This is a genomic window from Pirellulales bacterium, assembly GCA_019694435.1.
GTDB lineage: Bacteria > Planctomycetota > Planctomycetia > Pirellulales > JAEUIK01 > JAIBBZ01.
Window position 1 is genome coordinate 39,811 of the sequence record JAIBBZ010000004.1, and the last position, 24,472, is coordinate 64,282.

General features: G+C 64.9%; 21 protein-coding genes and 1 tRNA gene. 11 read left to right on the plus strand and 11 right to left on the minus strand.

The window, feature by feature from the left end; all coding sequences use genetic code 11:
- Window positions 1-49 precede the first annotated feature (49 nt).
- Both K1X74_05265 and K1X74_05270 read left to right on the plus strand, forming a co-directional pair.
- Window positions 50-2,677: a PSD1 and planctomycete cytochrome C domain-containing protein gene (locus tag K1X74_05265; GenBank protein MBX7165739.1), complete on the plus strand. Its 2,628-nt coding sequence runs from the start codon at window positions 50-52 to the stop codon at window positions 2,675-2,677.
- Window positions 2,667-4,124, plus strand: a complete 1,458-nt coding sequence (locus tag K1X74_05270) for a DUF1501 domain-containing protein (GenBank protein MBX7165740.1) — start codon at window positions 2,667-2,669, stop codon at window positions 4,122-4,124. The genes K1X74_05265 and K1X74_05270 overlap by 11 nt, the downstream gene beginning before the upstream one ends.
- Window positions 4,125-4,216: 92 nt before the next feature.
- Here the strand turns inward: K1X74_05270 and bla are convergent, their stop codons facing one another.
- Window positions 4,217-6,103 carry a subclass B3 metallo-beta-lactamase gene (bla, locus tag K1X74_05275; GenBank protein ID MBX7165741.1) on the minus strand — a complete coding sequence of 629 codons (1,887 nt, stop codon included), beginning with the start codon at window positions 6,101-6,103 and terminating at the stop codon, window positions 4,217-4,219.
- Window positions 6,104-6,280: 177 nt separating this feature from the next.
- A tRNA-His gene (locus tag K1X74_05280) sits at window positions 6,281-6,354 on the minus strand.
- A 235-nt stretch (window positions 6,355-6,589) separates the two neighbouring features.
- Here K1X74_05280 and K1X74_05285 point away from each other — a divergent pair.
- Window positions 6,590-7,132 carry an N-acetyltransferase gene (locus tag K1X74_05285; protein MBX7165742.1) on the plus strand — a complete coding sequence of 181 codons (543 nt, stop codon included), beginning with the start codon at window positions 6,590-6,592 and terminating at the stop codon, window positions 7,130-7,132.
- A 39-nt stretch (window positions 7,133-7,171) separates the two neighbouring features.
- Here the strand turns inward: K1X74_05285 and K1X74_05290 are convergent, their stop codons facing one another.
- The 4 genes from K1X74_05290 to K1X74_05305 all read right to left on the minus strand — a co-directional run bounded on the left by K1X74_05290 (window position 7,172) and on the right by K1X74_05305 (window position 10,957).
- Window positions 7,172-7,567, minus strand: a complete 396-nt coding sequence (locus K1X74_05290; protein ID MBX7165743.1) for a hypothetical protein — start codon at window positions 7,565-7,567, stop codon at window positions 7,172-7,174.
- Between the two features lie 37 nt (window positions 7,568-7,604).
- Window positions 7,605-8,384: a creatininase family protein gene (locus K1X74_05295; GenBank protein MBX7165744.1), complete on the minus strand. Its 780-nt coding sequence runs from the start codon at window positions 8,382-8,384 to the stop codon at window positions 7,605-7,607.
- A 24-nt stretch (window positions 8,385-8,408) separates the two neighbouring features.
- Window positions 8,409-9,881, minus strand: coding sequence for a DUF1570 domain-containing protein (locus K1X74_05300; protein MBX7165745.1), 1,473 nt, complete (start codon window positions 9,879-9,881; stop codon window positions 8,409-8,411).
- Window positions 9,882-9,958: 77 nt separating this feature from the next.
- Complete coding sequence (locus K1X74_05305; protein MBX7165746.1) at window positions 9,959-10,957, minus strand: sugar phosphate isomerase/epimerase; 999 nt, start codon at window positions 10,955-10,957, stop codon at window positions 9,959-9,961.
- Window positions 10,958-11,176: 219 nt separating this feature from the next.
- Here K1X74_05305 and K1X74_05310 point away from each other — a divergent pair, with 219 nt between their 5' ends.
- From K1X74_05310 to K1X74_05330, 5 genes are all read left to right on the plus strand, one after another.
- Window positions 11,177-12,229: a hypothetical protein gene (locus K1X74_05310; protein MBX7165747.1), complete on the plus strand. Its 1,053-nt coding sequence runs from the start codon at window positions 11,177-11,179 to the stop codon at window positions 12,227-12,229.
- A gap of 5 nt (window positions 12,230-12,234) precedes the next feature.
- Entirely contained in the window at window positions 12,235-12,744 is a 510-nt protein-coding gene (locus K1X74_05315; GenBank protein MBX7165748.1) for a hypothetical protein, read from the plus strand.
- Window positions 12,744-13,328: a hypothetical protein gene (locus tag K1X74_05320; protein ID MBX7165749.1), complete on the plus strand. Its 585-nt coding sequence runs from the start codon at window positions 12,744-12,746 to the stop codon at window positions 13,326-13,328. Before K1X74_05315 ends, K1X74_05320 begins: the two co-directional genes overlap by 1 nt.
- Before the next feature lie 296 nt (window positions 13,329-13,624).
- On the plus strand, window positions 13,625-14,221 hold the full coding sequence (locus K1X74_05325; protein ID MBX7165750.1) for a hypothetical protein: 597 nt from the start codon (window positions 13,625-13,627) through the stop codon (window positions 14,219-14,221).
- A gap of 92 nt (window positions 14,222-14,313) precedes the next feature.
- Window positions 14,314-15,909, plus strand: a complete 1,596-nt coding sequence (locus K1X74_05330) for a flotillin family protein (protein ID MBX7165751.1) — start codon at window positions 14,314-14,316, stop codon at window positions 15,907-15,909.
- A gap of 31 nt (window positions 15,910-15,940) precedes the next feature.
- On the opposite strand, the gene K1X74_05335 is transcribed toward K1X74_05330, so the two are convergent.
- Window positions 15,941-16,699, minus strand: a complete 759-nt coding sequence (locus K1X74_05335) for a sugar phosphate isomerase/epimerase (GenBank protein ID MBX7165752.1) — start codon at window positions 16,697-16,699, stop codon at window positions 15,941-15,943.
- 206 nt (window positions 16,700-16,905) lie between these two features.
- Between K1X74_05335 and K1X74_05340 the strand changes: the two genes are divergently transcribed.
- Entirely contained in the window at window positions 16,906-17,310 is a 405-nt protein-coding gene (locus K1X74_05340) for a hypothetical protein (protein ID MBX7165753.1), read from the plus strand.
- A gap of 304 nt (window positions 17,311-17,614) precedes the next feature.
- Complete coding sequence (locus tag K1X74_05345) at window positions 17,615-18,694, plus strand: hypothetical protein (protein ID MBX7165754.1); 1,080 nt, start codon at window positions 17,615-17,617, stop codon at window positions 18,692-18,694.
- 216 nt (window positions 18,695-18,910) lie between these two features.
- On the opposite strand, the gene K1X74_05350 is transcribed toward K1X74_05345, so the two are convergent.
- Entirely contained in the window at window positions 18,911-19,633 is a 723-nt protein-coding gene (locus K1X74_05350) for a YebC/PmpR family DNA-binding transcriptional regulator (GenBank protein ID MBX7165755.1), read from the minus strand.
- A 231-nt stretch (window positions 19,634-19,864) separates the two neighbouring features.
- Window positions 19,865-20,245: a hypothetical protein gene (locus tag K1X74_05355; protein MBX7165756.1), complete on the minus strand. Its 381-nt coding sequence runs from the start codon at window positions 20,243-20,245 to the stop codon at window positions 19,865-19,867.
- A 155-nt stretch (window positions 20,246-20,400) separates the two neighbouring features.
- On the opposite strand from K1X74_05355, the gene K1X74_05360 reads away from it, so the two are divergent.
- Complete coding sequence (locus tag K1X74_05360; GenBank protein MBX7165757.1) at window positions 20,401-21,309, plus strand: NHL repeat-containing protein; 909 nt, start codon at window positions 20,401-20,403, stop codon at window positions 21,307-21,309.
- 35 nt (window positions 21,310-21,344) lie between these two features.
- On the opposite strand, the gene pepF is transcribed toward K1X74_05360, so the two are convergent.
- Complete coding sequence (gene pepF, locus K1X74_05365; protein MBX7165758.1) at window positions 21,345-23,147, minus strand: oligoendopeptidase F; 1,803 nt, start codon at window positions 23,145-23,147, stop codon at window positions 21,345-21,347.
- A gap of 135 nt (window positions 23,148-23,282) precedes the next feature.
- Window positions 23,283-24,269, minus strand: a complete 987-nt coding sequence (locus K1X74_05370) for a ketoacyl-ACP synthase III (protein ID MBX7165759.1) — start codon at window positions 24,267-24,269, stop codon at window positions 23,283-23,285.
- Window positions 24,270-24,472 lie beyond the last annotated feature (203 nt).

The window sequence follows — 24,472 nt, forward strand, 5'->3', positions numbered from 1 at the left end:
CCCCCCGCCTGAATCACCGACTTTCCGCCCCCCCTTGTCGGTAACCGCGATGCTGAACTTCTCGCGACAATACGTCGGGATCGCCTTTGCGCTCTGCGCGATTCAAAGCCTGACGCTCGTGGCTCGCGCCGAAGAATTGGCAGCCGAGTCGCTGACTTTCGAACAGCACATTCGGCCGATCTTCAAGGCCTATTGCTTCGATTGTCATGGCGCCACGGACGAGAAGCAGGCCCATCTCGATCTGCGCCTGGTCCGCTTTCAGCTCGCCGGCGGCGACTCGGGTCCAGCCCTTGCGCCTGGCCAGCCCGATGAAAGCCACCTCGTCCAGCGGCTACGCTCGGGTGAAATGCCGCCGGGCGAGGTCAAGGTCCCGGCCGATCAGCTCGCGATGCTCGAGCGCTGGATCGCCGCGGGGGCCAAGACGGCCAACGCGGAACCCGAGTCGCTTCCGCCGGGCATCGGCATCACTGCCGAAGACCGTACGTGGTGGGCGTTCCTGCCGCTGCACAGGCCGCGTGTTCCCGCGGTGCCCGAGAGGGCCAACCTCCGCACGCCCATCGATGCGCTGCTGGCTGCCGAGATGCCGCCGGACGTAAGCTTCGCGCCCGATGCCGATCGGCTCACGTTGCTGAAGCGAGCCTGCTTCGATTTGACTGGTTTGCCTCCCGCCGCTGAACTCGTCGCGCGGTTTACCAGCGACGATGCGCCCGACGCCTACGAGCGGCTGATCGACGAGTTGCTGGCTTCGCCGCACTACGGCGAGCGTTGGGCTCGTCACTGGCTCGACGTGGCCGGCTATGCCGATTCCGAAGGTGCCACGACCAGCGATGCGCCGCGCTCCTGGGCGTTTAAGTATCGCGACTATGTGATCCGCTCGCTTAATGCCGATAAGCCGCTCGATCGTTTCATCGACGAGCAACTCGCCGGCGACGAGCTGGCCGGGCCGGTCTCCGGCGATTTGACGAGCGAGCAGATCGAGCTGCTCACCGCGACCGGTTTCTTGCAGATGGCTGCCGACGGCACCGGCAGCGGCGACGATTCGCCCGAAGCCCGCAACCAGGTCATGGCCGACACTCTGAAGATCGTCAGCAGCTCGCTGCTGGGGCTGACCGTGGCGTGTGCCCAATGCCACGACCACCGGTACGACCCGATCTCGCAGGTCGACTATTACGCGCTGCGCGCCGTGTTCGAACCGGCGCTCGACCCGTTGGCATGGCGCCCGCCGCAGGCGCGGCACGTGTCGCTCTACACGACCGCCGATCGCCAGCGCAGCGCCGAGCTCGATACTGAGGCGCAAGCCATCGCGGCGGTCCGCGACCAGAAGCAGTCCGAATACATGACCGCGGCGCTCGAACAAGAACTGACGAAGTTCGAGGAGCCGTTGCGGGGTGAGCTGCGCACGGCTTACCAGACGCCCGCCGACCAGCGAACCGATCGCCAGAAACAGTTGCTCGACGCGAACCCAAGCGTCAATCTTTCGCCGGGAGTTCTTTATCAATACAACCAGGCCGCGGCCGACGACCTGAAGGCCTACGACGCCCGCATCGCCGCGGTGCTGGCGCGCAAACGGCCCGAAGAATTTATCCGCGCACTGACAGAACCGGCCGGTCACGCGCCACAGACGCTGCTCTTCCACCGCGGCGACTATCGCTCGCCCAAGCAGCCCGTGGCCGCGGCGGCGCCGGCGATCTTGTGTCGCTCGGAGGCGAGTACCGCGCTCGCCGATGCGGCGCCCGGTCTGCCGTCCACCGGTCGGCGCCTGGCTCTGTCGCGCTGGCTGACCGGACCCGAGAACCCAATCACGGCGCGGGTCCTGGCGAATCGTATCTGGCTGCACCATTTTGGCCGCGGGCTGGTCGCCACGCCGGGCGACTTCGGCCGGCTCGGCGCGCGACCGACGCATCCGGCGCTGCTCGATTGGCTGGCGGTCGAGCTGCGCGACGGCGGTTGGAGCCTCAAGCGGCTGCACCGCACGATCATGCTGTCGACCGCCTATCGACAGTCGTCGCGGCGCGAGCCGGGTGAAATGGCCCGCGATCCGGAGAACCGTTGGTACGCGCGGAAGAACGTCGTACGACTCGAGGCCGAGACCCTGCGCGATCGCATGCTCGCCGCGAGCGGCCAGCTCGACCCGACCCTCTACGGCCCCGCGATTCCGGTCGTGGAAGACGACGCCGGCCAGGTGATCGTCGATCCCGCACAGCGTCGGCGCAGCCTGTACATCGAACAGCGCCGCAGCCGGCCCGTGGCGCTGCTCCAGGCCTTCGACGCTCCGGTCATGCAAACCAACTGCGAAGTGCGGCCGTCATCGACCGTCGCCACGCAGTCGCTGATGCTGCTCAATGGCCAGTTTGCCCAAGACCAGGCCGGGGCCCTCGCGCAGGCCGTGCTCGCGCAGCCGAACCCTGATTTGCCCACCGAGCTGGCCGGCGCGGTCACCGCCGAGAATTGCCCCTCGCTCGGCTTGGGCCGGGTCGTGCAGGCCTGGCAGCAAGCGTATTGCCGACGGCCCGCGACCGACGAACTGGCCGCCGCGGCCAGTTTTCTCCGCCGGCAAACGGATTACTTGAGCGAGCACGCCGAATCGCTCGCCGCCGGGCAATCGGCCGAGCATCAAGCGTTGACCAATCTGTGCCAGGTGCTGTTGAGCTCCAACGAGTTCTTGTATGTCGATTGAACCGCAGCGTGTCGCCTGTTCGCGGCGCAGATTCCTGGCGGAAAACGGCCTGGGAATGGGCGCGCTCGCGCTCGGCTGGCTGATGGCCCAGGAAACCGCCACGGCCGCGCCGCGCAAACCGCCCGGGGTGCCGCAGACCTTCGACACCAGGCCGAAGCCGCCGCCGCGGCGCGCGACGGCCCGAGCGATGATCTCGCTGTTTCAACACGGCGGACCTTCGCACGTCGACCTCACCGACCCCAAGCCCGAATTGACCAAGCGCTCGGGCAGCGAGTATCCGGGCGAAGTCACCTTCAGCTTTGTCAATCGAGCCAGCAAAGCCCTGTTCGGCAGCCCGTTCAAGTTCAGCCCGAGCGGCGCTTGCGGCACCGAGATCTCCGAGTTGCTGCCGGGTTTGCAAGGGATTGCTGACGAAATCTGCCTGATTCGCTCGATGCACACCGGCGCGAACGGGCACGAGGTGTCGATTCGCTATTTTCACGGCGGCATTCCCGGCGTGCTCGGTCGCCCGACCCTCGGTTCGTGGCTCGTCTACGGATTGGGCTCGGAGAGCCAGGAGCTGCCCGCTTATCTCGTGCTGACCGATCCCGAGGGACACCCGGTCGACGGCGTCAACAATTGGTCGAATGGGTTCATGCCGCCGCTCTTTCAGGGTACGGTCCTACGGCCGCGCGAGCCGCGGATTTTCAATCTCGAGCCGCCGCCACACCTGCGCGGCACGGTCCAATCGCAGAACCTCGAATTGCTCCAAGCGCTTAATCGCCGTCACGCGGCCGAGCACCCGGGCGAGGCCGATCTCGAAGCGCGGATCGCCAGCTATGAGCTAGCCGCCGCGATGCAAACCTCGGCCCGCGAGGCGCTCGACATCTCAGGCGAGACCGAGGCCACGCACCGGCTGTACGGCCTCGACCAGCCCGAGACCCGGGAATACGGCACTCGCTGCCTGATCGCGCGCCGGCTGGTCGAGCGCGGGGTGCGGTTCGTGCAATTGTTTCTCGGCGGGCAACCGTGGGACAACCACACCAACATTCGCGGCAGCCTGCCGGCGATCTGCCGGCGCACCGATCGACCGGCCGCGGCGCTGGTCACGGATCTCAAGCAGCGCGGCATGCTCGACACGACCCTCGTGCATTGGGGCGGCGAGATTGGCCGATTGCCCGTGACCGAGAATCACGGCGACCCAGCGCAGGCCGGGCGCGATCACAACGGCCAGGGATTCAGCATCTGGCTCGCCGGCGGGGGAATTCGCGGCGGCATGACCCATGGTGCGACGGACGAGTTCGGCCACCGCGCGGTGGAAAACGTCGTGACGCCCAACGATTTGCAGGCGACGATCCTGCATCAGTTCGGACTCGACCACCAGCAATTGCTCTATCTGCACGGTGGCCGCGAGGAGCAACTCACCGCGCAACGCGCGGCCCGCGTGCTGCAAGAGATTCTGGCTTGACGGGAATTCTGGCCTGAAAAGGCGTCGCAGGCGCCATCTGCGGTGCCCGCTCCGCGCGCTGCGGTGAAGCCGCGCTCCGAGGCTGGCCCGTGTCACTGGGCGGGCTGCGCCTCCGGGAAACTCCAGGTGCCGTCGAGAATATTTTGCCGCGGCCGGTACAGGCGGACCGTGTAGTTCCAGCCAGGCATGATGGGGAGATAGTTGGCCGCGTCCGGAGCGCCGCCAAAGCGGATCGTACACGACCCGTCGGCGTTGGGCTTCGCGCTCAAGTTGTTGAACGAGTAGAGGCCACGGTCGTTTTTCTCGAGAAACCCTTTCGAGTTGTAGACCGTGATCGACCAGAACCCGTCGACCGGCACATCTTTGACCGTGATGGTATAAGGCGTCTGCCCATCATTCTGGGCAGGGAATAAGCTGGAATAGATGGCAGCCGAAGGCGGATTACCGCCCCAGCCGATCGCGGTGCCGATCAAGTGCAGGATCGGATCGACTTCGGACTTGACGCCGAACATCGCCTTCATCTGCCCGTTGACGTGGCTGCCCAGGATGGCGAGGGCGTCGCGGATTTCCGTGCGCGATTGCTCATCCCAGTTGGGCATCTCCCAGTTGCCCGCGTCGGCCTGCTCGACCGTCATCGCGTCGCGCAAGCGGTTGGCAGTCTCCAAATCGGCGGGATCGCCCGGATTGGCCAGCGTGCGGACAATCACGAAAACATACCGCGTGCCCATCGCGGCCTTTGTCAGGGTCTGCCGCACCGGCGCATAGTGGACGCCTTCCGTGTAATGGTCCTGGTTGATGACCTGCATCGCCATGTACCGCTTGCCCGCGTCGGGCAGGCTGATGGTCACTGGTGCAGCATCCAGGTCGAACACCGCGGACGAATAGAGCGTGTCGCGATTCATGCGCACGATGTATTGCTTGTCGATCGGCGTGAATTCGCGCGGTCCGAGGAGCTTGCCGATGCCGTTGTCGGCCACCGTCCGGCTGAAATACAGATCGGTCTCGGCTCGGATGAAGTTCTGCACTGTGACCGGCACCGCGGCGCTGGCCTCGGGCGCGGTGCTCTTTTCCTTCGCGACGGTCGCTTCGAATCTCGCCTTGGCCTTCGCCACGAACTTCTCATAGCCTTGGGGATCGACCCAGGCCGCGTCGCCCAGTCTCGCCGCGCGGGCCAGCTTGTCTTCGTAGCCGAAGAACTCGGTGTGACACGCGAGCCAGATGTCTGGTTTCAACGACTCGAGGATGCGAAAGGTGCGGCGAAAGTCTTGTTCGATCCCCTCGTAGGATGGATGCTTGGAGATACGGTAGCCGGGGTTGACGCCGGTCCCGTCCGGGAAGACCACCGTGTAGGTCTTGCCATCCGAGACGATCTTGGTGACGTAGGTCGTCGAGCCCCGGGTGTGGCCGGGCGTGTGGAGCGCGGTGATCGTGATATCACCGAGCTTGACCTGCTCCTCGTTCTGAAAGACCACGTCGACCTTGGCCGGCGCAAACGCGAATTCTTGGTAGGCGCCGTAATGAAAGTCCAACTTTCCGCCCGATTCGAAGAGCGCGACTTCCTCGCGCAGCATGGCGATCTTCCCACCGGTGACCTGTTTGATGTAGGCGTGTCCGCCGACGTGGTCGCTGTGCGCGTGACCCGTGAGGATGAGTTTGACATCCTGCAGCTTGAACCCGAGCTTGACGATCGACCTCTCGATCAACTCGCCGGAGCCCGGCATGCCGGTGCACAGCAGGACGTGTCCCTCGGACCCGGTGATCAGAAAGCATCCGAGCCCCTGGGTGCCGACGAAATAGATCGGCCCGGCAATTCTGGCCGGCTCGGCGGGCTCATCCCACTTCAAGACGGTTCGCGCTGCTTGCAGAAAGAGCGAGGGATTCTGAGCCATTTCTTCCGCAGCCGGTTGACCAACCGCCGCCGCCACGAATCCGAGCGAAACCAATTGCAACCCAACGATCGTCGCCACCGTGTACTTCATCGTGCGGCCTCGCCCATTCTTGCTGCAGACGTTCGTGCCTCTCGCGGCACTTGGCCTCGCGCGAGGTTTCGAACACAACCACGCTTTCAAAGACGGCAACGCGCGGCATCGTCGCCGGGGGCGGTTGCCCGGGAGAAGCCACCTGTTGACCGTCCGTGTCTGCAGATGGCAGGCAGGGGTGACTGAGGGGATTCGAACCCCCGACATCCAGAACCACAATCTGGCGCTCTAACCAACTGAGCTACAGCCACCATCGCTCGAATGTCCGGCGGTCGATCGCGTTCGACAAGTTGGATACTGGCCAATTCGCCGCGACCGCGGAGGATTGTGCAATATAAGGCTGCCCGCCGACATGGTCAATGTGGGCACGGTGCGCCTAAGGGGCGCGTAACGCGTGAACAGAGTTGAAGTTGCGAACCCGATCTCGCCGCCTTATGTCTCGTTCGATGGCGTCTGTAGCGCTCCTGTCCTTGCCAGGTCAATTCGATGAATGAGTCCAAGTGTTTGCCACTCGAGCGGCTGCAGATTCGAGAGGTGCAACCCGACGACGCAGATGCCCTTGCCGCGGTTCACACGCGCGCCTTTGGACGCGGGGACGAGGCCCGGCTCGTAGCGGCGATCACTGCCTCGGAGGCGTTCGTACCCGGCCTGTCGTTGGGGGCCTGGTTCGACGGAGGCCCACTCGTTGGGCACATTCTGCTGTCGCAGATTCGCGTTGGCTCGCGACCGGCACTGTCGTTGGCGCCGTTGGCCGTATGGCCGGAATACCAGCGGCGTGGCGTCGGCAAGGCGCTGTGCAAACACGCGCTGCGCCGCGCGGCCGAATTGGGGCACCGTGCGGTGGTCGTCCTCGGGCACCCGGCCTATTACGCGGCTCAAGGTTTCGTCGCGGCGCGACCCCTGGGCATCGAGCCGCCGTTCCCGGTTCATGACGACGAGGCGTGGCGGGCGCTGGAACTCGCGCCGGGCGCATTCGCCGAGCTGCGCGGCACGGTCGAGTATCCGCCGCCGTGGTCAGTGGTGCTCTAGCCGGCAAAACCCCGGCCCCCACCGCAGGCAGCGCTGCCTTCAGGAATCGACCGTGGAGCGCCTGCCGAATGCTCCCAGCGCGCAGATCAGGCCGGCCACGATGAAACCGAGAAAGAACGGCTGGTAGTTGCGATACACAAACGCGCCGGCGCCGAACAGCCCGAGCGCCAGCCCGACAATGATGAATGGCGCAGGGCTTTGCTGCCGTCCGCGCAACTGCGCGATCGACGCGGTGATCACGATCAGCCCGAACGCCGCCAGGCAGACACCGCCGAAGTGCCAGCCGGCAGCGATGCCGGCGATCAACTCCGGGTCGACTTTCGATGCGGCCAATTGTCCGAGGATCTCGGGACCACCGGCCAAGGAATGCCCCAACGAACTGACGAGCACCAGGATGCCACCCAGCAGCGCTGCGATCGATGGCGCCTTATGCATGTGCTTCCCTTCCCGGGGTGCTTGAGGCAAGTTTCGGTCAAAACGGAAACTGCTCGTCCAAGGGGCTTGCGGCAAGTTCGACGAGGAAAGTGGCGAGCCGCTCGACGAGTAGTTCCATCATCCGCCGGCCTTTTTCGGCCGTCGCGGCGTGAGGGTTGCCGCTGCCGGTGTTGGTCGTGAGCAGATGCCACGGACGCGTGATCGATACCCAGCCGCGGTTGACTGCCTCGAAGCGCGTCGGCCGCACGGTTCCGTCGTCGGCGGCGAGGCTGCCGTCGGGTCGCAGCGCCACCAACTCGGGAAACCACGCCAGCGCAAACGACGTTTCCAACTCGCCGGCATGGTCGCCTGGCTCGGCGAACAGCTCGTGTTCCACGTCGGCCAGCACGCGATACCAGTTGCACAGGAACAACTGCGCGGGAGTGCGGCCGAACAGTTCGCGCAGCACCGGCTTGAAATCGTTGCCGCCGTGGCTGTTGAGCAGCACGATCTTGCGGATGCCGCTGCCGACGAGCGATTCGACCACGTCGCCGATGACGCGCGCCAGGGTCGAAGGATGCACGTTGATCGACAGCGGAAAGGCCTGCTGATTGGTTTCCGTGCCAAAGGGAATCGTGGGCAGCAGCACCACCTTCGCGCCGCGCTGCCACGCCGCGGCGCAAAGCTGCTCGCCCACGACGTCGGCCTCGAACAGATCGGTGCCATAGGGCAGATGCAGGTTATGGGGCTCGGTGGCGCCAAATGGCAGCACGGCCACGTCGAAGGCCGTTTGCTTCACCGCGGCATAATTGGTTTCGCTCAGCTTCCAGGGACGCACGTCGTTCGGCTCTCGATCGCGGGGTCAACGGTCAGCCGGCACGTCGGCCGGCGATTTCAGGGTGACGTCGGGCAAGGCCTGTAAAAAGGCGCGATACTGCTGGTCGAGCTCGGCATAGCTCTGGCCGGTGAGCTCGGCCAAGGTCTCGGGCCCCGCCTGCCCGCCGTACACGGCCAGCAGATACCGCACGAGCGCCTCGCGATAGCGGCCGGCCTCGGCGTGCATCAGGAAATGCGCGAGCCCACTGGCCTGACTATAGATCATCGCGATGCGTTCGTCGTGCTGCAATTGATCGCGGCCAAACCGCGTCAGTTCGGCCAGGGGCACGTAGAAACCGTCGCCGAGCAACCGTTGCCGCGCGGCCTGCAGCCGCACATTGTCGGGCCCGCCGAGCGTCGCGTAGCCGTCGTGTTCGACCAGCGACTCCATATAGAGCGCGATCCCTTCGATGATCCAGAAGTTGTCGCGCAAGCCCGGCTCGTCGCTCGTGGCCCGCGTTTCGCTGAACAATTGGTGTGTCGCCTCGTGATCGAGCGTGGCGTCGTCCTGCTCTTCGTCGGCAAAGAAATAGGCCGTCTTGGTCGAGCCGAAATAGATGCCGATCGTGATCTCGATGTTCGGCTGCGCCGGGCGCAAGGCCGTGACGTATTCCTCGCGGTCGCGGAAATAGACCACCCGCAGCGAAGGGGTTGCGCCGCGTCGCGCGGAGCCTTGCCCCTCTAGCCCCCGGGCGAGTTGCTCCTGCGTGACGGTATAAGACGCGAACGTCTGCTGCCAGACGTCGTACAGACGTTCGAGCCGGGCCGCGAGTCGTGCGCCCGATTCGAGTTGATGATTCGTGATCACCAGGTAATGTTCGGTCTCGACTTGCCACGAATGGAGAATATCGGCGTGCAGTCGGGCATCCTCGGCGGCCGAAATCCACCGCCCCCGGTGAAATCGTTCGCCCTGTTCATAGCGCGCCAACCGATCGGCCGGCAGCCAGCCGAAGCGATCGTCCCAGACTTGCTTGGCCGCCGCCTTGCGTACTTCATACGGCGTGGCCCAGCGCCGGCCGCTGCGGCGCTGGCCGAGCAGCTTGCGCGCCGCCTCGTGATCGGGATTTTCGCGCAGCGTGTTGAGCACCAAGCGATAGGCCAACGACGTTTGACCCAGTCCGATCGCGCGGCGGGCCAGCGCAAACAGGGCGTCGGCCTGGCGATCGCGCGCCGCGCGCCAGGCATCGCGCCAGCGCTGTTGCTGCTCGTCGAGCGGACCGTCGGCGTCGACATCGAGATCGTGCTGGCGCGGCACGCGCACCAGCACCAAGCGTTGCGGATCGTCGGGCAGCTTCCAGCGCCGCGCTTGCGCCGCTTCGGCGGCCAGTCCTCGGCTCTCGGCATCGTGGGCCAACTGCTCGAGCTGTTGGCCCCAGGTTGCCTCGAGCTTGGACTGCGCCTGCTGAATCTCCTGCGCCGCGACGGGCCCAGGCGCCGCAGCCACGAATAGCACGGCCACGCACCGGCTCCAGGCGCCCAGGCGAGCGTTCGAGCACGGCGCGAAGAATTGCATCGGCGGTGGCCTGAAAACCTGGTTCAGCTTTCGGCGAACGCCGCGTCGAACGCCACTTGCCCGGCGGGGAAGTCGAGCCGTTTGACGAAATCGCAGGCCTCGCGGGCCCCGTGTTCACGGTCCATGCCGCTGTCTTCCCATTCGACCGACAGCGGCCCGGAGTAGCGCAGCGCATTGAGCGTGCGGATGATTTCTTCGAACTGGACTGCACCCCGACCCGGCGAGCGGAAATCCCAGCCGCGGCGCGGATCGCCGAAATTCAAATGGCTGCCCAGCACGCCGCTGCGCCCGTTGAGCGTGACGATGGCGTCCTTGATGTGCACGTGGTAGATACGGTCGCCGAACTCGCGCAAGAACTCCACCGGGTCGACGCCTTGCCAGAGCAGGTGGCTCGGATCGAAGTTGAAGCCGAATTCCTCCCGGCGATCGATCGCCGCCAGCGCCCGCTGCGCCGAGTACAGGTCGAAGGCGATCTCTGTGGGATGCACTTCGAGCGCGAACCGCACGCCGCATTCGCCGAACACGTCCAGAATCGGGTCGAAGCGTTCGGCGAACAGCTCGTAGCCTTCGTCGATCATTTCGGAGGGCACGGGCGGGAACGAGTAGAGCAGGTGCCAGATGCTCGATCCGGTAAAACCGTTGACCACGCCGACGCCGAGCTTTTGTGCCGCCTTGGCGGTGCGCTTCAGCATCTCGGCGGCGCGCTGATTGACGCCCGCCGGCTTGCCGTCGCCCCAGACGTTCGGGGGCAGGATCGCCTTGTGACGGGCATCGATCCGGTCGAGTACCGCCTGGCCCACCAGGTGCGTGCTGATCGCATGGACCTGCAAGTCGTAGCGTTCCAGCAGCTCGCGCTTGGCGGCGCAATACTCGTCGTCGGCCAAGGCCGCGTCGACGTCGAAGTGATCGCCCCAGCAGGCCAACTCCAGGCCCTGATAGCCCCAGCCGCTGGCCATCCGCGCCAGGTCTTCGAGTTTCAGATCGGCCCACTGGCCGGTAAACAACGTCACGGGACGCGGCATCGTCCTGGCTCCTCCCATCGCGCAGCGGCGGGCTACCCGCGCAGCCGTTCAATCGCTGTCACGGGCCTGGGCGCCCACCCATCGGGCATCCTGCGCCAGCCTTATTGTCGCGAATCCCAGCGCCTTGGCAATCGCGCCCTCCCGCCCGACCGTCCCGCGGCAAAAGCTATAATCGAGTCAGGCGATTGGCGCAGATTCCTTGGTTCAGGCGAGCGGCCCATGCCACGCGCGGTAGGGATCACACGGGCAACAGTGCTACTGGTGCTGCTGCTGATTTGCACGGCCGGGGCCCAGGCCGCGCCGACGATCGTGCTCGAATTGGGCACGATGCCCGGCTTTCCTGTCACCGAGGCGCAGCGCTGGAGCCAGTTGCTCGGTGAGATTTGTCCCTCGGGCGTATCGATCCGCGAGGCCCGCAACGGCGAACAGCCCGAGGTGGCCACCGATCGCGGGGCATCGAGCGTCACCTATCGAGTGTTCGGCCTGCTCACGCCGCGCAACGAGCTGCTGCTGCCGCGCGGACAATTCAAGCCGACCGACCGCCGGGCCATCGCCGCCTGGTTCGAACGGCTGGCCAACGAGGGGCCCGAGGTGAGCACCGCCGCCAAGCGCCCACCCTACGGGCTCGAAGCCGGTCAGTTGCTCGAAGTGGGTGACGATCTGCGGCCGCTACTGGGGGTCAGCACAAAAGGGCGCCGGCCGCGCGCCGTGCTGGAGGAAGTCGGGGCCGATCTCGGGTTTCCGCTCGAGGTGACCGCGGCGGCCTTCAAGGCGCTCGACGCGGCCGACCCGATCAGCGAGGAACTGCAGGATCTGGCCCGCGGCACGGCGCTGGCCGCGCTGGTCCGTCCGGCAGGCTTGGGGTTTCGACCGCTGCGCACGCCGGACGGGGAAATCGAGTACCGGATCGAGCCAGTGACAAAAGCCACCGACGTCTGGCCGGTGGGTTGGCCGCTGACCGACAACCGCACACAGCACGCGCCGCAGTTGTTCGAGTCGCTCACGGTGGCAATCGATGATATTCCCCTCGCCGAAGCCTTGGCCGCGATTCAATCGCGGATCAAGCTGCCCTTGCTCTACGATCACAGCGCGCTGGCCCGGGCACGCATCGACCTCGGCGCCAAACGGGTGAGCTTGCCGGAAAAGCGTTCGACCTATAGCCTCGTGCTGCAATCACTGTTGGTGCAGTCGCGGCTGACCTGGGAGGTGCGGCTCGACGACGCCGACCGCCCGTTGATCTGGATCACTACGGCCAGGCCGTCTTCGCGGTAGTTCGTATGACTTCATCGCCCCCGGTTGTCGAGATTCTCAGCGGCGCCGAAATCGTCGAGGCGCTCGGGCAACTGGGCGTGACGCACGTCGTATGGCTGCCCGATTCGGCGCTGGGGCCCTGGGAAGCGGCGCTCGACGCCGCGCCGCACCTCGAGCTGGTGCGCGTCTGCCGCGAGGGCGAGGCCTGGGCCATCGCCGCGGGCCTGTTCCTGGGCGGTGCCGTGCCGCTGGTGATGATTCAAAACACGGGGCTGTTCGAGTCGGGCGACGCGCTGCGCAACGTGCTGTTCGATCTGCAGCTGCCGCTGTGGGCCCTGATCGGTTACCGCAGCTTCTTGTTGGCCAACTCGACCGACACGGCCAAACGATTTACCGAGCCGGTGCTCCGCGCCTGGGGGCTCGATTATCTGTTGCTCGATCAACCGGGTGGCGGTCCTCAGCTGGTCGAACATTTGCACCGCTGCCGCGCGGAACATGCGCCGGGCATCGTGTTACTCGCCGAAGGCAGGATGTAATGGCGATCGACCTTGTTGCGGCCCTTGAAGTCTTGCGCGAACTGCGCCAGGAGCAGATCGTCGTCACCACGATGGGCGCGGCACGCCAATGGCCGCTCCTTTCGCAGCACCCGCTCGACTTGCACTACATTCCCTCGGCCATGGGCCAGGCGCCGGCCCTGGGACTGGGGCTGGCCATGGCGCAGCCGGCGCGCGAAGTGATCGTCCTGAACGGCGACGGCTGCATGCTGATGAATCTCGGTGCCTTGATCACGCTGGCCTCGGCCCAGGCCCGCAATCTCACGCTGATCGTGCTGCACAACGGGCTGTACGAAGTGACGGGGGGCCAGCGTCTGGCGACGCAGGGCGAGCCCATCGATTTCGCGGCGCTGGCCCGCGCAGCGAAGTTTCCCAGCGTGTTCTCGTACGATGCGCTCGACGCCTGGCGGCGCGATGCGGCCACGGCGCTGGTGGCGCCCGGTCCGCGGTTCATCGAACTGCGCACGGCACCGGTGGGCGATCACTATCACCTCGAATCGCCCGGCCCAATGGCCGAACGCTTGGCGCGGTTTGCCGCCGCGCTCGAAGCGCCGCTTACCGGCTGATGCGGCTGCGCCGCCAGGTGCAAATCGGCTGCAATTACTGCGGAAGCAACTGCATCCCAGGCGGGGGATGTCCGGTTTGCATCTGTTCGCCGCGGCGGAACTTGCGCTGTAACATCCGGCACAGTTGGTAAAATTGTTGCGAATCGCGGCTCGGTGGAACAAAGAGTTTCCGCAGCCGGCCGCGCCACCAATCTCCCGAGGTCTCGGGCGAACCATCTTTCAGCAGTGGCCAATTTTCACCGCGAGCACCACAGCGGTTGCTGCTGCCGCGTCGGGCTCGTCGCAGGGGGGCACGCATGGCCGTCCTCTACTCGGTATGTGCAATCGTCGGCGGTACGGTTCTCATCGCTCAGTTCGCCATGACCCTGTTGGGGCTGGGCGACGGTGATCACTCGATCGACGGTGACGCTGGCCTCGACGTCGACCACGATCTGTCGACCGACGGCTCGCACGACGTCGAGCATCACACGCACGGCGCAAGCTGGTTCTTCGGCGTGGTGACCTTCCGCACACTTGTGGCGGCCGTCACGTTCTTCGGGCTGGCGGGCCTGGCTGCCCAGGCCAACGCGCTCGAGCCGGCGTCCGTGTTGGTCGTCGCCTTGGCCGCCGGCGCTGCGGCGATGTACGGCGTGCACCGCTTGATGCGATTGTTCGCCGACTTGCGGGCCGACGGTACGGTGCGCGTGAGCGACGCGGTGGGACAGACCGGAACGGTCTACGTCCGCATCCCGGCCGACCGCCGCGGACAGGGCAAGATCCAGCTCAACCTGCAAAATCAGACCATCGAACTAACGGCGGTCACCGCCGCCAGTCGCGAATTGCCGACCGGAGCTACGATTGTCGTGACCAGTGTCATTGGCCCCGAGACAGTCGAGGTGTCTCCGGCCGCATGAGCCGCGCCGCCGGCATCCGGCAACGAACAATTTCATGCCGCGCGCAATGTTGCGCTCGCATCCCGCACACCACTCTTTTCGGAAACTGAACGATGAACGCCGTCTTGTTGTTTGCCCAGTCGAATGCGACTCCCGCGCTGGTCTGGTATGCCCTGATCGCCGTGTTCGTGCTGCTGGTGTTTGCCAGCTTCGTGCTGTTGCTGCTGAATCGCTTTAAGCGCTGCCCGAGCAACCGCGTGATGGTGATCTATGGTCGCACGGCCGGGGGCCAGGCCGTCAAGTGCCTGCACGGTGGCGCCACGTTCGTCTGGCCGTTGATCCAGGACTATGCCTATCTGAGCCTCGAGCCGATCCAGATCGAGATCCCGCTGCGCGGCGCGCTGTCGATCGAAAACATCCGCGTCAACGTTCCCAGCGTGTTCACCGTGGCCATCGGCACCACGCCCGAGATCATGCACAACGCGGCGATCCGCCTGTTGGGCCTGAACACGCAGGAAATCGAAAAGCAGGCCCAGGAAATCATCTTCGGCCAGCTGCGCCAGGTGATCGCCTCGATGCGCATCGAGGACATCAACCGCGACCGCGACACGTTCCTGACGCACGTCATGAACTCGCTCGAACCCGAGTTGAAGAAGATCGGCCTCACGCTGATCAACGTCAACATCACCGACATCACCGACGAGTCGGGCTACATCGACGCGATCGGCCAGAAGGCCGCCTCACAGGCCATCCAGCAGGCCCGCGGCGACGTGGCCGAGCAGGTCAAGTTGGGCGAAACGCGCGTGGCCGAGGCCGAGCGCGACAAGACGGTCCAGGTGGCCAGCGCGGTGAAGGACAAGGAGATCGGTACCCGCGTCGCGCTGCGCGAGCAGGCCGTGCGCGTGGCCGAATTGGACAAGGAACAGTTGATCGGCGAGCAGACCGCGGCCTTCGAACGCGAAGCGCAGGTCAAGGACGCCGAGCGCGAGATGCGCATCAAGCTGGCCATGGCCAATGCCTCGGCGATCGAGGGCGAAAACCAATCGCAGGCCAAGATCGCCGCGTCGAAGGCCGAACTGGCCGTGCGCCAGGCCGAGTCGTACCAGGTGGGCGAGACGCGCAAGCGCGAGGCAGAGGCCGCCGTGCTCGAGGCCCAGAACAAGGCCCTGGCCAAGGCCGCGCTGGCCGAGGCCGAGAAGGTCGAGGCCGAGCGCCGCGCCTCGGTCGAGGCCCCGGCCAAGGCCGAAAAGGCCAAGGTGATCGTCGACGCCGAAGCCTTGGCCGAGAAGCGCCGCATCGAGGCCGAGGGCGAGGCAGCCGCGATCTATGCCCGGCTGGCCGCCGAGGCGAAGGGCCAGTACGAAATCCTCGCCAAGAAGGGCGAAGGCTTGCAGCGGATCATCGACGCCTGCGGCGGCGCGCAGCAGGCGTTCCAACTGATGATGCTCGAACACCTCGACAACCTGACCGAGGCCTCGTCGCGGGCCATCTCGAACATCAAGTTCGACAAGGTCGTCGTCTGGGAAAATGGCGGAGCCAACGGCCAATCGTCGACGGCCAACTTCCTGCAGAACATGGCCCGCACCTTGCCGCCGATGATGCAGGTGATGCGCGACGTGGCCGGCGTCGAACTGCCGGAGCAGTTGTTCAAAATGGCCGCCGATGACGAGCCGGCCAAGGCGGCGCCCACCAACGGCGAAAAGAGCTGATCGTACGGCCGGCGCACGCGAAAGCCGTGCGTCAGGCCGTCATCCGCTCCCAGAGCAGCCGGTAATATTTCATGACCCGCAACGGGTCTGCCGTCGCGTTGCCTTCCTCGAGCAGGGTCCAGCCGTCGAAGCCGGATTGCTTGAGCAGCGCAAAGAGTTGTTGCCAAGGATACTCGCTGATCAGTTCATGGATGTGGATCGTGCCGAGCCGGTCTTTGACCAGGTTGAAGTTGTGCTCGAGGCCCTCGCCGGCCAGGTCGGTCGGGTTCGAGTTCCAGCAGACCACGGCGCCGGGATGATCGGCCGCATCCATGATGGTGCGGACGTGTGGTAGCTCGCTCGTGCCGCGGCCGTGCACCTCGAGCCGCACGACGATGCCGAGTCCTTCGCCGAACCGCGCCACCTCGGCCAGCGAGCGGCCAATCTGTTCGAGCGTCTTCGACACGCTCACGCTCATCGGCAGCCCGTTGGGTCGGACCTTGATGCCCGATCCGCCGCAGTCGTGGCACAACTGCACCGCGGCTTTGGCCTCGGCCACGTTCTTCGCCACCTCGTCGGCATCGGCACTGTGGAATTCGCACGTCGTCCCCAGCCCGACGAGCGTCACCGGGCTGTCGGCGAACCGCGCCGCCACCTCGCGCCGCTCGGCCGCCGAAAGCGACGTCTCGACGCCGTGCTTGTGGCCGGTCCGCAGTTCGACCCCTCTGAAGCCAGTCTCGGCGCAATTCGAGATCAGCGTTGGCAGGTCCCAATCGGCGCCCCACATGTAGGTCACAAGTCCGAGTTGCATGGCAAAAGTCTCTGGAGAACTGGGCAAGCCAGCGTGGCTTGGCGGCCCAGTATCGATCAGGCCGGGCAACGACGCAAAAGGGAGGACATTTCTCCCCCCGGGCAAATCCAAGATTCGTCCTGCGCCGGCGAATAACCCCCTACGGGCAAGTCCGCCGCCGATCGCAGCGCCCCGCACCGATTAACGCAGGCCGAGGAGAAGCGAACATGTTTACCGACACCGGCACGACGTCGACCGACTCCAGGTTCAGCGAGCGCCATTGGGCGATGGCGGCCCTGCTGCTGGGCGTTTTGGGCAGCATGACCCGCGTACCGCTGTTGGGCGTGGCCCTGCCGGCGGCCGTGTTCTACTTCCAGCGCCAGCGTTCACCGTTTGCGGCGTTCTACGGATTGCAAGCCGCGGCAGCTCAGGCCGCCGTCGTGGCCCTGGGCGTTGCCGACGAGCTGTTCGCGCAGCCGATCGACGACCTCGTGCACGGGGCCGGCGTGATCGCCTGGCTCGCCATCAACGGTCTATCGATCTACACGGCGTTTCAGGCACGGGCCGGCGAGGTCGACGAATTCTGGCTGATCGGCCCCTGGGCCCGGCGTCACGCGCGTCTGACGTCCTGACCACCGGCGCTCGACCGGCTGGCTGAATTCGTGCCGCGCTGCTGCCTGCGGCTACCTCGGGCTCTCGCCGTCGGCGCCGGTACACGGGTCGTCAGCAGCGTGTCGGCGAATGTTTCGAACGCCGCAGGCTCGTGCATCGGAGCGAGGTCAAGTAACAGGTCCAATCGCGCACAATTCTCGAAAAATGCTTGTGTAGAATCACTCCGGTTTGGTATCTCTTGGGCCGGTCAAAGTTGGACCGGTCTTGGTAGTAACGATTGCGTAATAACTACCGCAGAGAAATCAAACTTAAAGGGGAGATTCGATGTTGCGCATTTTCAGCAGCGTCTCGGCCGACGAAACCCGAAAGCGTATAGCCCGGCTGATGTCCGTCGTTTGCGTGGCGTGCGTCGCGCTGGCGAGCGGCGGCTCCAGCTCGTTCGCCGAAGAACCAGTCTCGATTCGCATCGCAGCCTGGAACATGGAAGGCAACGGCGAGGCGTCGACCAATCTGCTCAAGTCCCAACTCGCCGACAAGGAGGGCATTGACCTGTGGGGGCTGTGCGAGGTCCAGAAGACGCGATTCAATGCGTTTCTCTCCGGTGCGGCCGAAGGCGAGACGGGAGACTTCCGCATTATCAAGGGTACCACCGGTGGGCCGAATGTACGGCTTGCAATCATCTACAACAGCGATGTTCTTGAGCTGGTGGGCGAACCGAAAGAGCTGCACTTCGTTGCGGTCACCTCCAGTTTGCGCGCGCCGCTGGTTGCTCAATTCAAGGGAAAACAATCCGGCCAGATGTTCTGGTTCATGGTGAACCATCTGAAGTGCTGTGGCGACGGGCTGGCGACCCGCAAGCAACAGTGCAAGCTGATTTCCGATTGGGCCGAAGCGCAGGCCCCGATTCCCGTGTTGATGTGCGGTGATCTCAATATTCCATTCGACATCAGCACTTCCAGTGCCGGAGACGATTTCGCCGCGCTCGTCGAGTCTGGCCCGTTCACTTGGCTCCAGCCTGAGCACCTGACGAAGACTCAGGCCAACCCCAATTTTAACTCCATCCTGGACTACTTCATGGTGGCCAACGCCACGCCCCTGGTCGAGCGCTGGAACTATCGGGCGCGGATCCTGGAACGTGAAGGCGACGATCCGGTGGAAGCGGGCGAACCCAACAATTTCGACGATGATGACTCCACGACCGATCACCGGCCCATCGACGTGACCTTCACGATGAACGTGGTGACGCCGCTGGCTCCGGAAGGGTTGGCCGTTGAAACAGCGCCCGCATCGTCTGCCGTCGACGGCGCACGCGCGGAGCCCTTGGTCGACGAGATCTTGGAGCGCATCCAGGCACTCGAGGCAGAACTGCAACAGCTTCGAGCGCGGCTCGAGGATTTACGCTGAGCTAGCCACGGTTGGGCCAATTGCGGCCGGCCGCAGTGTGTGTCCGCCGTCGATCGCGAATTCCCTGGCATCGTGGCGATGTGACCCTCGGCCCAGAGCCAGGGAATGATCGCCACGATGCCGTGGTTCTTGCACTTGGCGTCGTGGCGCGACGGACGCCTGGCGCCAGAGCCACATGGAGCCCAGAGCAATACCGAGCCGCAGGCTTCGCACGCGCTAACCGGGCATGTCGACGTTGTGATAGATGTCCTGCACGTCGTCGCAATCGTTCAGCATGTTCAGAAACTTCTCGAACTGCGCCTGGTCTTCCGGACTGAGCGCCTTGAGCGCCTGCGGCAGGAAGGTAATCTCCTGGGTTTCCAGGTCGACGTCGGGAAACGCTTCGAGCAAGGCCGTCTTGGCTTTGTAGAACTCGGCCGGTGGGGCGAAGATCGTGATGTAGCCGTCCTTGCTTTCGACTTCTTCGACGTCGACATTGGCGGCGAACATCGCCTCAAGCACCTGCTCCTCGTTGTCTCCTTTGAACGAAAGCACGGCCACGTGGTCGAACGACATCGCCACCGAGCCGTTCGCCGCCAGTTTCGAGCCGGTCTTCGAGAAGCAACTGCGGATTTCGGAGATCGTCCGTTGGTTGTTGTCGGTCAGGCAATCGACGATCACCAGGGCGCCGCCGGGGGCAAAGCCCTCGTACCGCGCGGCCTGGTAGTCCTCGCCGCCCGCGCCAGCGGCCTTCTGGATCGCTTTTTCAATCACGTGGCTGGGCACCTGGTCGCGCTTGGCCTTTTCGACCATGGCGCGCAGAGCCGGGTTGCCCTCGATGCTCGGTACGCCGTTCTTGGCCGCCATGTACAACTGTTTGCCGTACTTGGCATAGAGCTTCGATTTTTGCGCAGCCGTCTTGAAGATTGACTGCTTACGCTTTTCGAAAATACGTCCCATTCGATTACGCCTCTTCGCGTGGCTGCCGGGGCAGGGGCCCGAATGCCCTTGCTTGTTGCGACGCTTGCTGTTGTGCCCGAAAGTCGTGTTCCAAGGGGGGCGTCTCCGCCTAACCCCCCGGCCGGCCGTGGCCACCGGAACGATGCGACTCCCCAAATATAAGCCCCGAGGCCCCTTTCTCAATCGCCGATTGCGGTGCTGTCCGGCGTCGTTCGAGGGTTTCTGCAGGCTCTACGCCGGAACACCGCAGTCTGGCAATGGCTGCTTCCCCCCTTCGCCGCGATGCTGCCAGGACGCGACCGATTTCTTCGCGTCGACCGTGGGGACACTCGCGAGCACGATATTCCGCCTGCCGGAAATCACGGGTTGGACGAGCATGGTATCGAGAGCCAGCGAATTCGCCGCATATAACGCCGTCATCTGCAAAAGGAGCGACGAACGTTGATTCCGCAGCGACGCCAGCCTGGACCCCAGCGGCAAGCTTGATTCTCGGTCGCGCAGCTTGACCCGACATCTGGCACCGCCTAGCGTTTTGGGTGCGGAAAGCAGCAAATCGGCCTGCTCAAATTCGTAGATTCTGGATGACGAAGGAATCTGTTGTGCGACCTGCATTCCCGACGATTTTGAGGCCTCATCGCCGAACGTGTGTTCCCTGGCGGAGGCGCGTTTCGAGCTGGCCGCTGCTGGCACTGTTGCTTTGCCTTCCGCACGGGTCGGCGCTTTCGTTGCGCGCTGCGGAACCGGAACTTGCTCAACCGCGTTTTCTCTTGGCGTGGGGCAAGGAGGGAACGGAGCCCGGCGAGTTTCACTTTCCGATCGGCATCGCCATTACGCCGGCAAACGAGATTCTGGTCACCGACCATTACAACAACCGAGTACAGAAGTTCTCGTCCGACGGCCAGCTCTTGGGTCATTTCGCCGTGCTGCCCAATCCGGGCGGAATCGCGCTCGACAAGTCGGGCAACCTTTACCTCGGTCATTTTACGGCCGCGTCGACCAGCAAAGAGGTCTATCCCGACCGGCTGTCTGTCTACAGTCCTGCGGGTGAACTGCTGCACGAATGGGGGAAGTCCGGGACCGGACCAGGCGAGTTCAACTATCCCGGCGGCATGGTCATCGCGCCCGACGGTCGTCTCTACGTCGCCGACCAGACGAACCACCGCATTCAGGTGCTCGACCTGGAGGGGAGGTTTTTAGCCGAGTGGGGAAAGCACGGGACGAAGCCGGGCGAATTCGGCGGCAACACCAACGTCCGATCACGCGCTGGCGGCCCCGATTTTGTTGCGCTCGACAAGCAGGGCAATGTCTATACGACCGAAGCCATGGACGGCCGCGTGCAGAAATTCACTCCCGACGGCGCTTTCCTCGCGGCGTTTGGCGACCTCCAAGACCGGCCCGGCAGCTTTGGGCGCGAGTTCGAACCACTTCACAGCATGCATGGCCCCATCGGCATCTGTTGCGACAGCCATGACCGATTGTGGATCAGTGCCGCGGGCGGTCGGATTCAGCAATTCACCAGCGACGGCGAGTTTCTGCGCAGCTTTGGCGAGGAACAGGGGACCGAACCTGGCCAGTTTCTCGCGCCGCACGGCCTGGCATTAGACAGTCGCGGGCACCTGTACATCGTCGACGCGTACAACCACCGAATTCAGAAATTTGACGTCGGCGGGCAGTAGACGCATGGTTCGCTCGGTGGAGGGCGACCTCACTCTCACAGCAACTCGTCCAGCTCGTCGACCAGCTTGCCGAAGTAGCGCAGCGCCGTTTCGACCGGTTGCGGCTTTTCCATGTCGACGCCCGCGCCGCGGAGCAGGTCGAGCGGGTCCTTGGACGACCCGCCGCGCAGGAAATTGAGATAGTCGTCGAGCTCCTTCGGGCCGCCGCTGCGCACGCGTTCGGCCAGCGCGATCGCGGCCGACAGGCCCGTCGCGTACTTGTACACGTAGAACGCGCTGTAGAAGTGCGGAATCCGGAAGCACTCCAGGCTCAGCTCGTCGTCGAGCGTGAAGTCCGGGCCGAAGTACCGCTCCAGCAGCCCGCGGTACATCTGCTTCATCGCGTCGAGCGTGAGCGGCTGGTTGTCCTCGGCATGGGCATGGGCCAGCATCTCGAATTCGGCGAACATCGTCTGGCGGATGATCGTGCCGCGAATGGCGTCGATCTCGCGGTTGATCAGGAAGGCCCGTTCGCGATCGTCTTGGGCCTGCGCGTGCAAGTGGCGGCTGAGCAATTGCTCATTGAAGGTGCTGGCCACTTCGGCGACGAAGATCGTGTAATCATACTCGTGGAACGGCTGGTGCCGGGCCGAGTACCAGGTGTGCATCGAGTGGCCCGCCTCGTGCGCGAGCGTGAACACGTGATCGAGCACGTCGGCCTGGTAGTTCATCAGGATGAAGGGGTCGCTCTCGTACGAGCCCGAGCTGAACGCGCCGCTTTGCTTGCCGTGGTTTTCGTAGCGGTCGCACCACCGGCCCATCAGTCCGGCCTCGAGCACGCCGCAATACTCGGTGCCCAACGGTTCGAGCGCCGCGATGCACGTTTTGACGGCCTGGTTCCAGGTGTGTTTCTTTTCCAGCTCGCTCAGGATCGGCACATAGGTGTCATAGTGGTGGATCGTCTTGAGCTTCATCCGCCGCTTGCGCAGGTCGTAATAGCGGTACAACGACGGCAGGTGCTTGTGCACCGCACCGATCAGATTGGTGTAGACGGTGACCGGCACGTTGTCGTGAAACAGCGACGCTTCGAGCGCGCTGCCGTAATTGCGCACCTTGGCATAGTAGATGTCGCGGTGGATCGAGCCGGCCAGCGTCGTAGCGATCGTGTTCTGATGGCCGGCATACTGCTGGTAATACTGATGAAAGGCCGCCTTGCGAACCTCGCGCAGCGGTGAATGCAGGCACGCCGAAAAAGTCGCATGGCTGAGCTCGAGCTTCTGGCCGCGGCCGTTGTCGATGGTGCCAAACTTGAGATCGGCATTGTTCAACTGGCGAAACGTCTGCGCGGCCGCCGCGCTCATCTCGGCCTGCATCGCCAGGATGCGCTCTTCGCGGTCGTTGAGCGTGTGCGGCTTATATCGCAGCCAGCGCCGCAACAGCCGGCGATACGGGTCGAGCGGCTTGGCCTGCAGGATGCGATCCATCTTCGTGGTCGAGATGGCCATCAGCTCAGGCTGGATATAGCTCGTGGCCTGGTCGGCGCGGCTGCTGACGTTGCGAAACCGCGCGAGCATCGCCTGCGCCGGGCCGTCGGCCGTGTCTTCGGCCGTGCGCAGAAATGCATAGTTGCCCAGCCGTTCGCCGACGCGCTGAAAGTCGAAGTAGTACTTCAAGCACGCGGCCAGGGCCTCGGCGCCGCTCGCCAGGGTGCCGCGAAACTTGCCGAGCTGGGGGAGGCGCTTTTCCCACTTCGCCAGCGCAGATTGCCATTCGGCGTCGCTGGCAAACAGGCTGCCCAGGTCCCAGGTGTCGTTCGGCTTGACTTGCTTGCGCGTCGGTAACGCTTTGACTTTGCTCATGTCGGCGGTGCCAGGGTGTCGATCGGGAAACACGCTGCCGCCCGACGGGACGGCAGAGGAAGACGGGGCGGGGATGCGCCCGCTGAGATTAGAGCGGATTTGCCGAGGGCTTTCGAGCACACCGTCGTGGCGGTCTTACCACCGCAGCACGGCCGTACCCCAGGCCAGGCCCGCGCCGAACGCCGAGAGCAGCACGCGATTGCCCGGTCGCACGCGCCCCGCGGCGATGGCCTCGTCCAAGGCCAACGGCACGCTCCCGGCCGTCGTGTTGCCGACGCGCTGTACGTTCATGAAGATCCGCTCGGGCGGCAGGCCGAGATTTTCGGCCGCGGCGCTGATGATCCGTTCGTTGGCCTGGTGCAGGACGAACAGGTCCATGTCGCTCACCGCGCAGCCGGCGTGCTCGAGCACGGCCGGGATGTTGTAGGAGAGCAATTGGATGGCCCATTTGAACACCGCGCGGCCGTCCATCTGCATGTACTGCAACCCTTCGCCGAGCCGATTCGGGTCGATCGGCATCCGCGAGCCGCCCATCGGGCGGTGCAGATAGCCGCTGCCCGAGCCATCGCTCCCCAGGGCGTAGCTCTCGAAGCCCTGCTGCGGCGTGCCGGCGGAGAGCAGCACCGCGCCGGCACCGTCGCCGAACAGCGGCGCCGAGCGTTGATCGGCCGGGTTGCAGACTCGCGACATCGTGTCGGCGCCAATCACCAGGGCCAGCTTACTGCAACCGGTGACGACATACTGCGCCGCCGTGGTCAGGGCATACATGAAGCCCGCGCAGGCCGCCGTGACGTCGAAGGCCTGGCACCCCAATCCCAGTCGATCTTGTACCAAGGCCGCGCTGCTGGTGCCGGACGTGTCGGGAGTGGCCGTGGCGAGGACCAGCAGGTCGATATCTTCGGCCTGCACCCCGGCGCGTTCGATTGCGCGCTGTGCCGCGCGCAGCGCCAGATCGCTGGTCGCCTCGTCCGGCGCGGCCAGGTGCCGGGTCACGATCCCGGTGCGCTGGACGATCCAGTCGGCGTCGTAGCCGAACGTCTGCGCCAGCTCCTCGTTCGTCACCACGCGCTCGGGCACATAGCTGCCCGTCGAGACGATGCGAAAGCCCATCAGTCGACGCACCGGGGCATGTCGACGGTCGCGCGGCGCGCGGGTCTGTTCGACGACTGGCGACAACGGAATCTTGCCCAGCGGATCGGGGCCCGACCAGCGGCCGCTGGGCGGCAGCGCCGGGGAATACTCGCAATGCGAAACGTCGCCCGAGGGGGTCAGCTCACTCATTTCCGAGACATCCTTGTCCGGGCCGCCGCTTCCTCTGAGTTCAC

Bases quoted from the DNA above. Each gene is read 5' to 3' on its own strand.
- K1X74_05265 (MBX7165739.1), top strand. From the start codon at position 50: ATGCTGAACTTCTCGCGACAATACGTCGGGATCGCCTTTGCGCTCTGC.
- K1X74_05270 (MBX7165740.1), top strand. From the start codon at position 2,667: ATGTCGATTGAACCGCAGCGTGTCGCCTGTTCGCGGCGCAGATTCCTG.
- bla (MBX7165741.1), bottom strand. From the start codon at position 6,103: ATGAAGTACACGGTGGCGACGATCGTTGGGTTGCAATTGGTTTCGCTC.
- K1X74_05285 (MBX7165742.1), top strand. From the start codon at position 6,590: ATGAATGAGTCCAAGTGTTTGCCACTCGAGCGGCTGCAGATTCGAGAG.
- K1X74_05290 (MBX7165743.1), bottom strand. From the start codon at position 7,567: ATGCATAAGGCGCCATCGATCGCAGCGCTGCTGGGTGGCATCCTGGTG.
- K1X74_05305 (MBX7165746.1), bottom strand. From the start codon at position 10,957: ATGCCGCGTCCCGTGACGTTGTTTACCGGCCAGTGGGCCGATCTGAAA.
- K1X74_05310 (MBX7165747.1), top strand. From the start codon at position 11,177: ATGCCACGCGCGGTAGGGATCACACGGGCAACAGTGCTACTGGTGCTG.
- K1X74_05315 (MBX7165748.1), top strand. From the start codon at position 12,235: ATGACTTCATCGCCCCCGGTTGTCGAGATTCTCAGCGGCGCCGAAATC.
- K1X74_05320 (MBX7165749.1), top strand. From the start codon at position 12,744: ATGGCGATCGACCTTGTTGCGGCCCTTGAAGTCTTGCGCGAACTGCGC.
- K1X74_05325 (MBX7165750.1), top strand. From the start codon at position 13,625: ATGGCCGTCCTCTACTCGGTATGTGCAATCGTCGGCGGTACGGTTCTC.
- K1X74_05330 (MBX7165751.1), top strand. From the start codon at position 14,314: ATGAACGCCGTCTTGTTGTTTGCCCAGTCGAATGCGACTCCCGCGCTG.
- K1X74_05335 (MBX7165752.1), bottom strand. From the start codon at position 16,699: ATGCAACTCGGACTTGTGACCTACATGTGGGGCGCCGATTGGGACCTG.
- K1X74_05340 (MBX7165753.1), top strand. From the start codon at position 16,906: ATGTTTACCGACACCGGCACGACGTCGACCGACTCCAGGTTCAGCGAG.
- K1X74_05345 (MBX7165754.1), top strand. From the start codon at position 17,615: ATGTTGCGCATTTTCAGCAGCGTCTCGGCCGACGAAACCCGAAAGCGT.
- K1X74_05350 (MBX7165755.1), bottom strand. From the start codon at position 19,633: ATGGGACGTATTTTCGAAAAGCGTAAGCAGTCAATCTTCAAGACGGCT.
- K1X74_05355 (MBX7165756.1), bottom strand. From the start codon at position 20,245: ATGCAGGTCGCACAACAGATTCCTTCGTCATCCAGAATCTACGAATTT.
- pepF (MBX7165758.1), bottom strand. From the start codon at position 23,147: ATGAGCAAAGTCAAAGCGTTACCGACGCGCAAGCAAGTCAAGCCGAAC.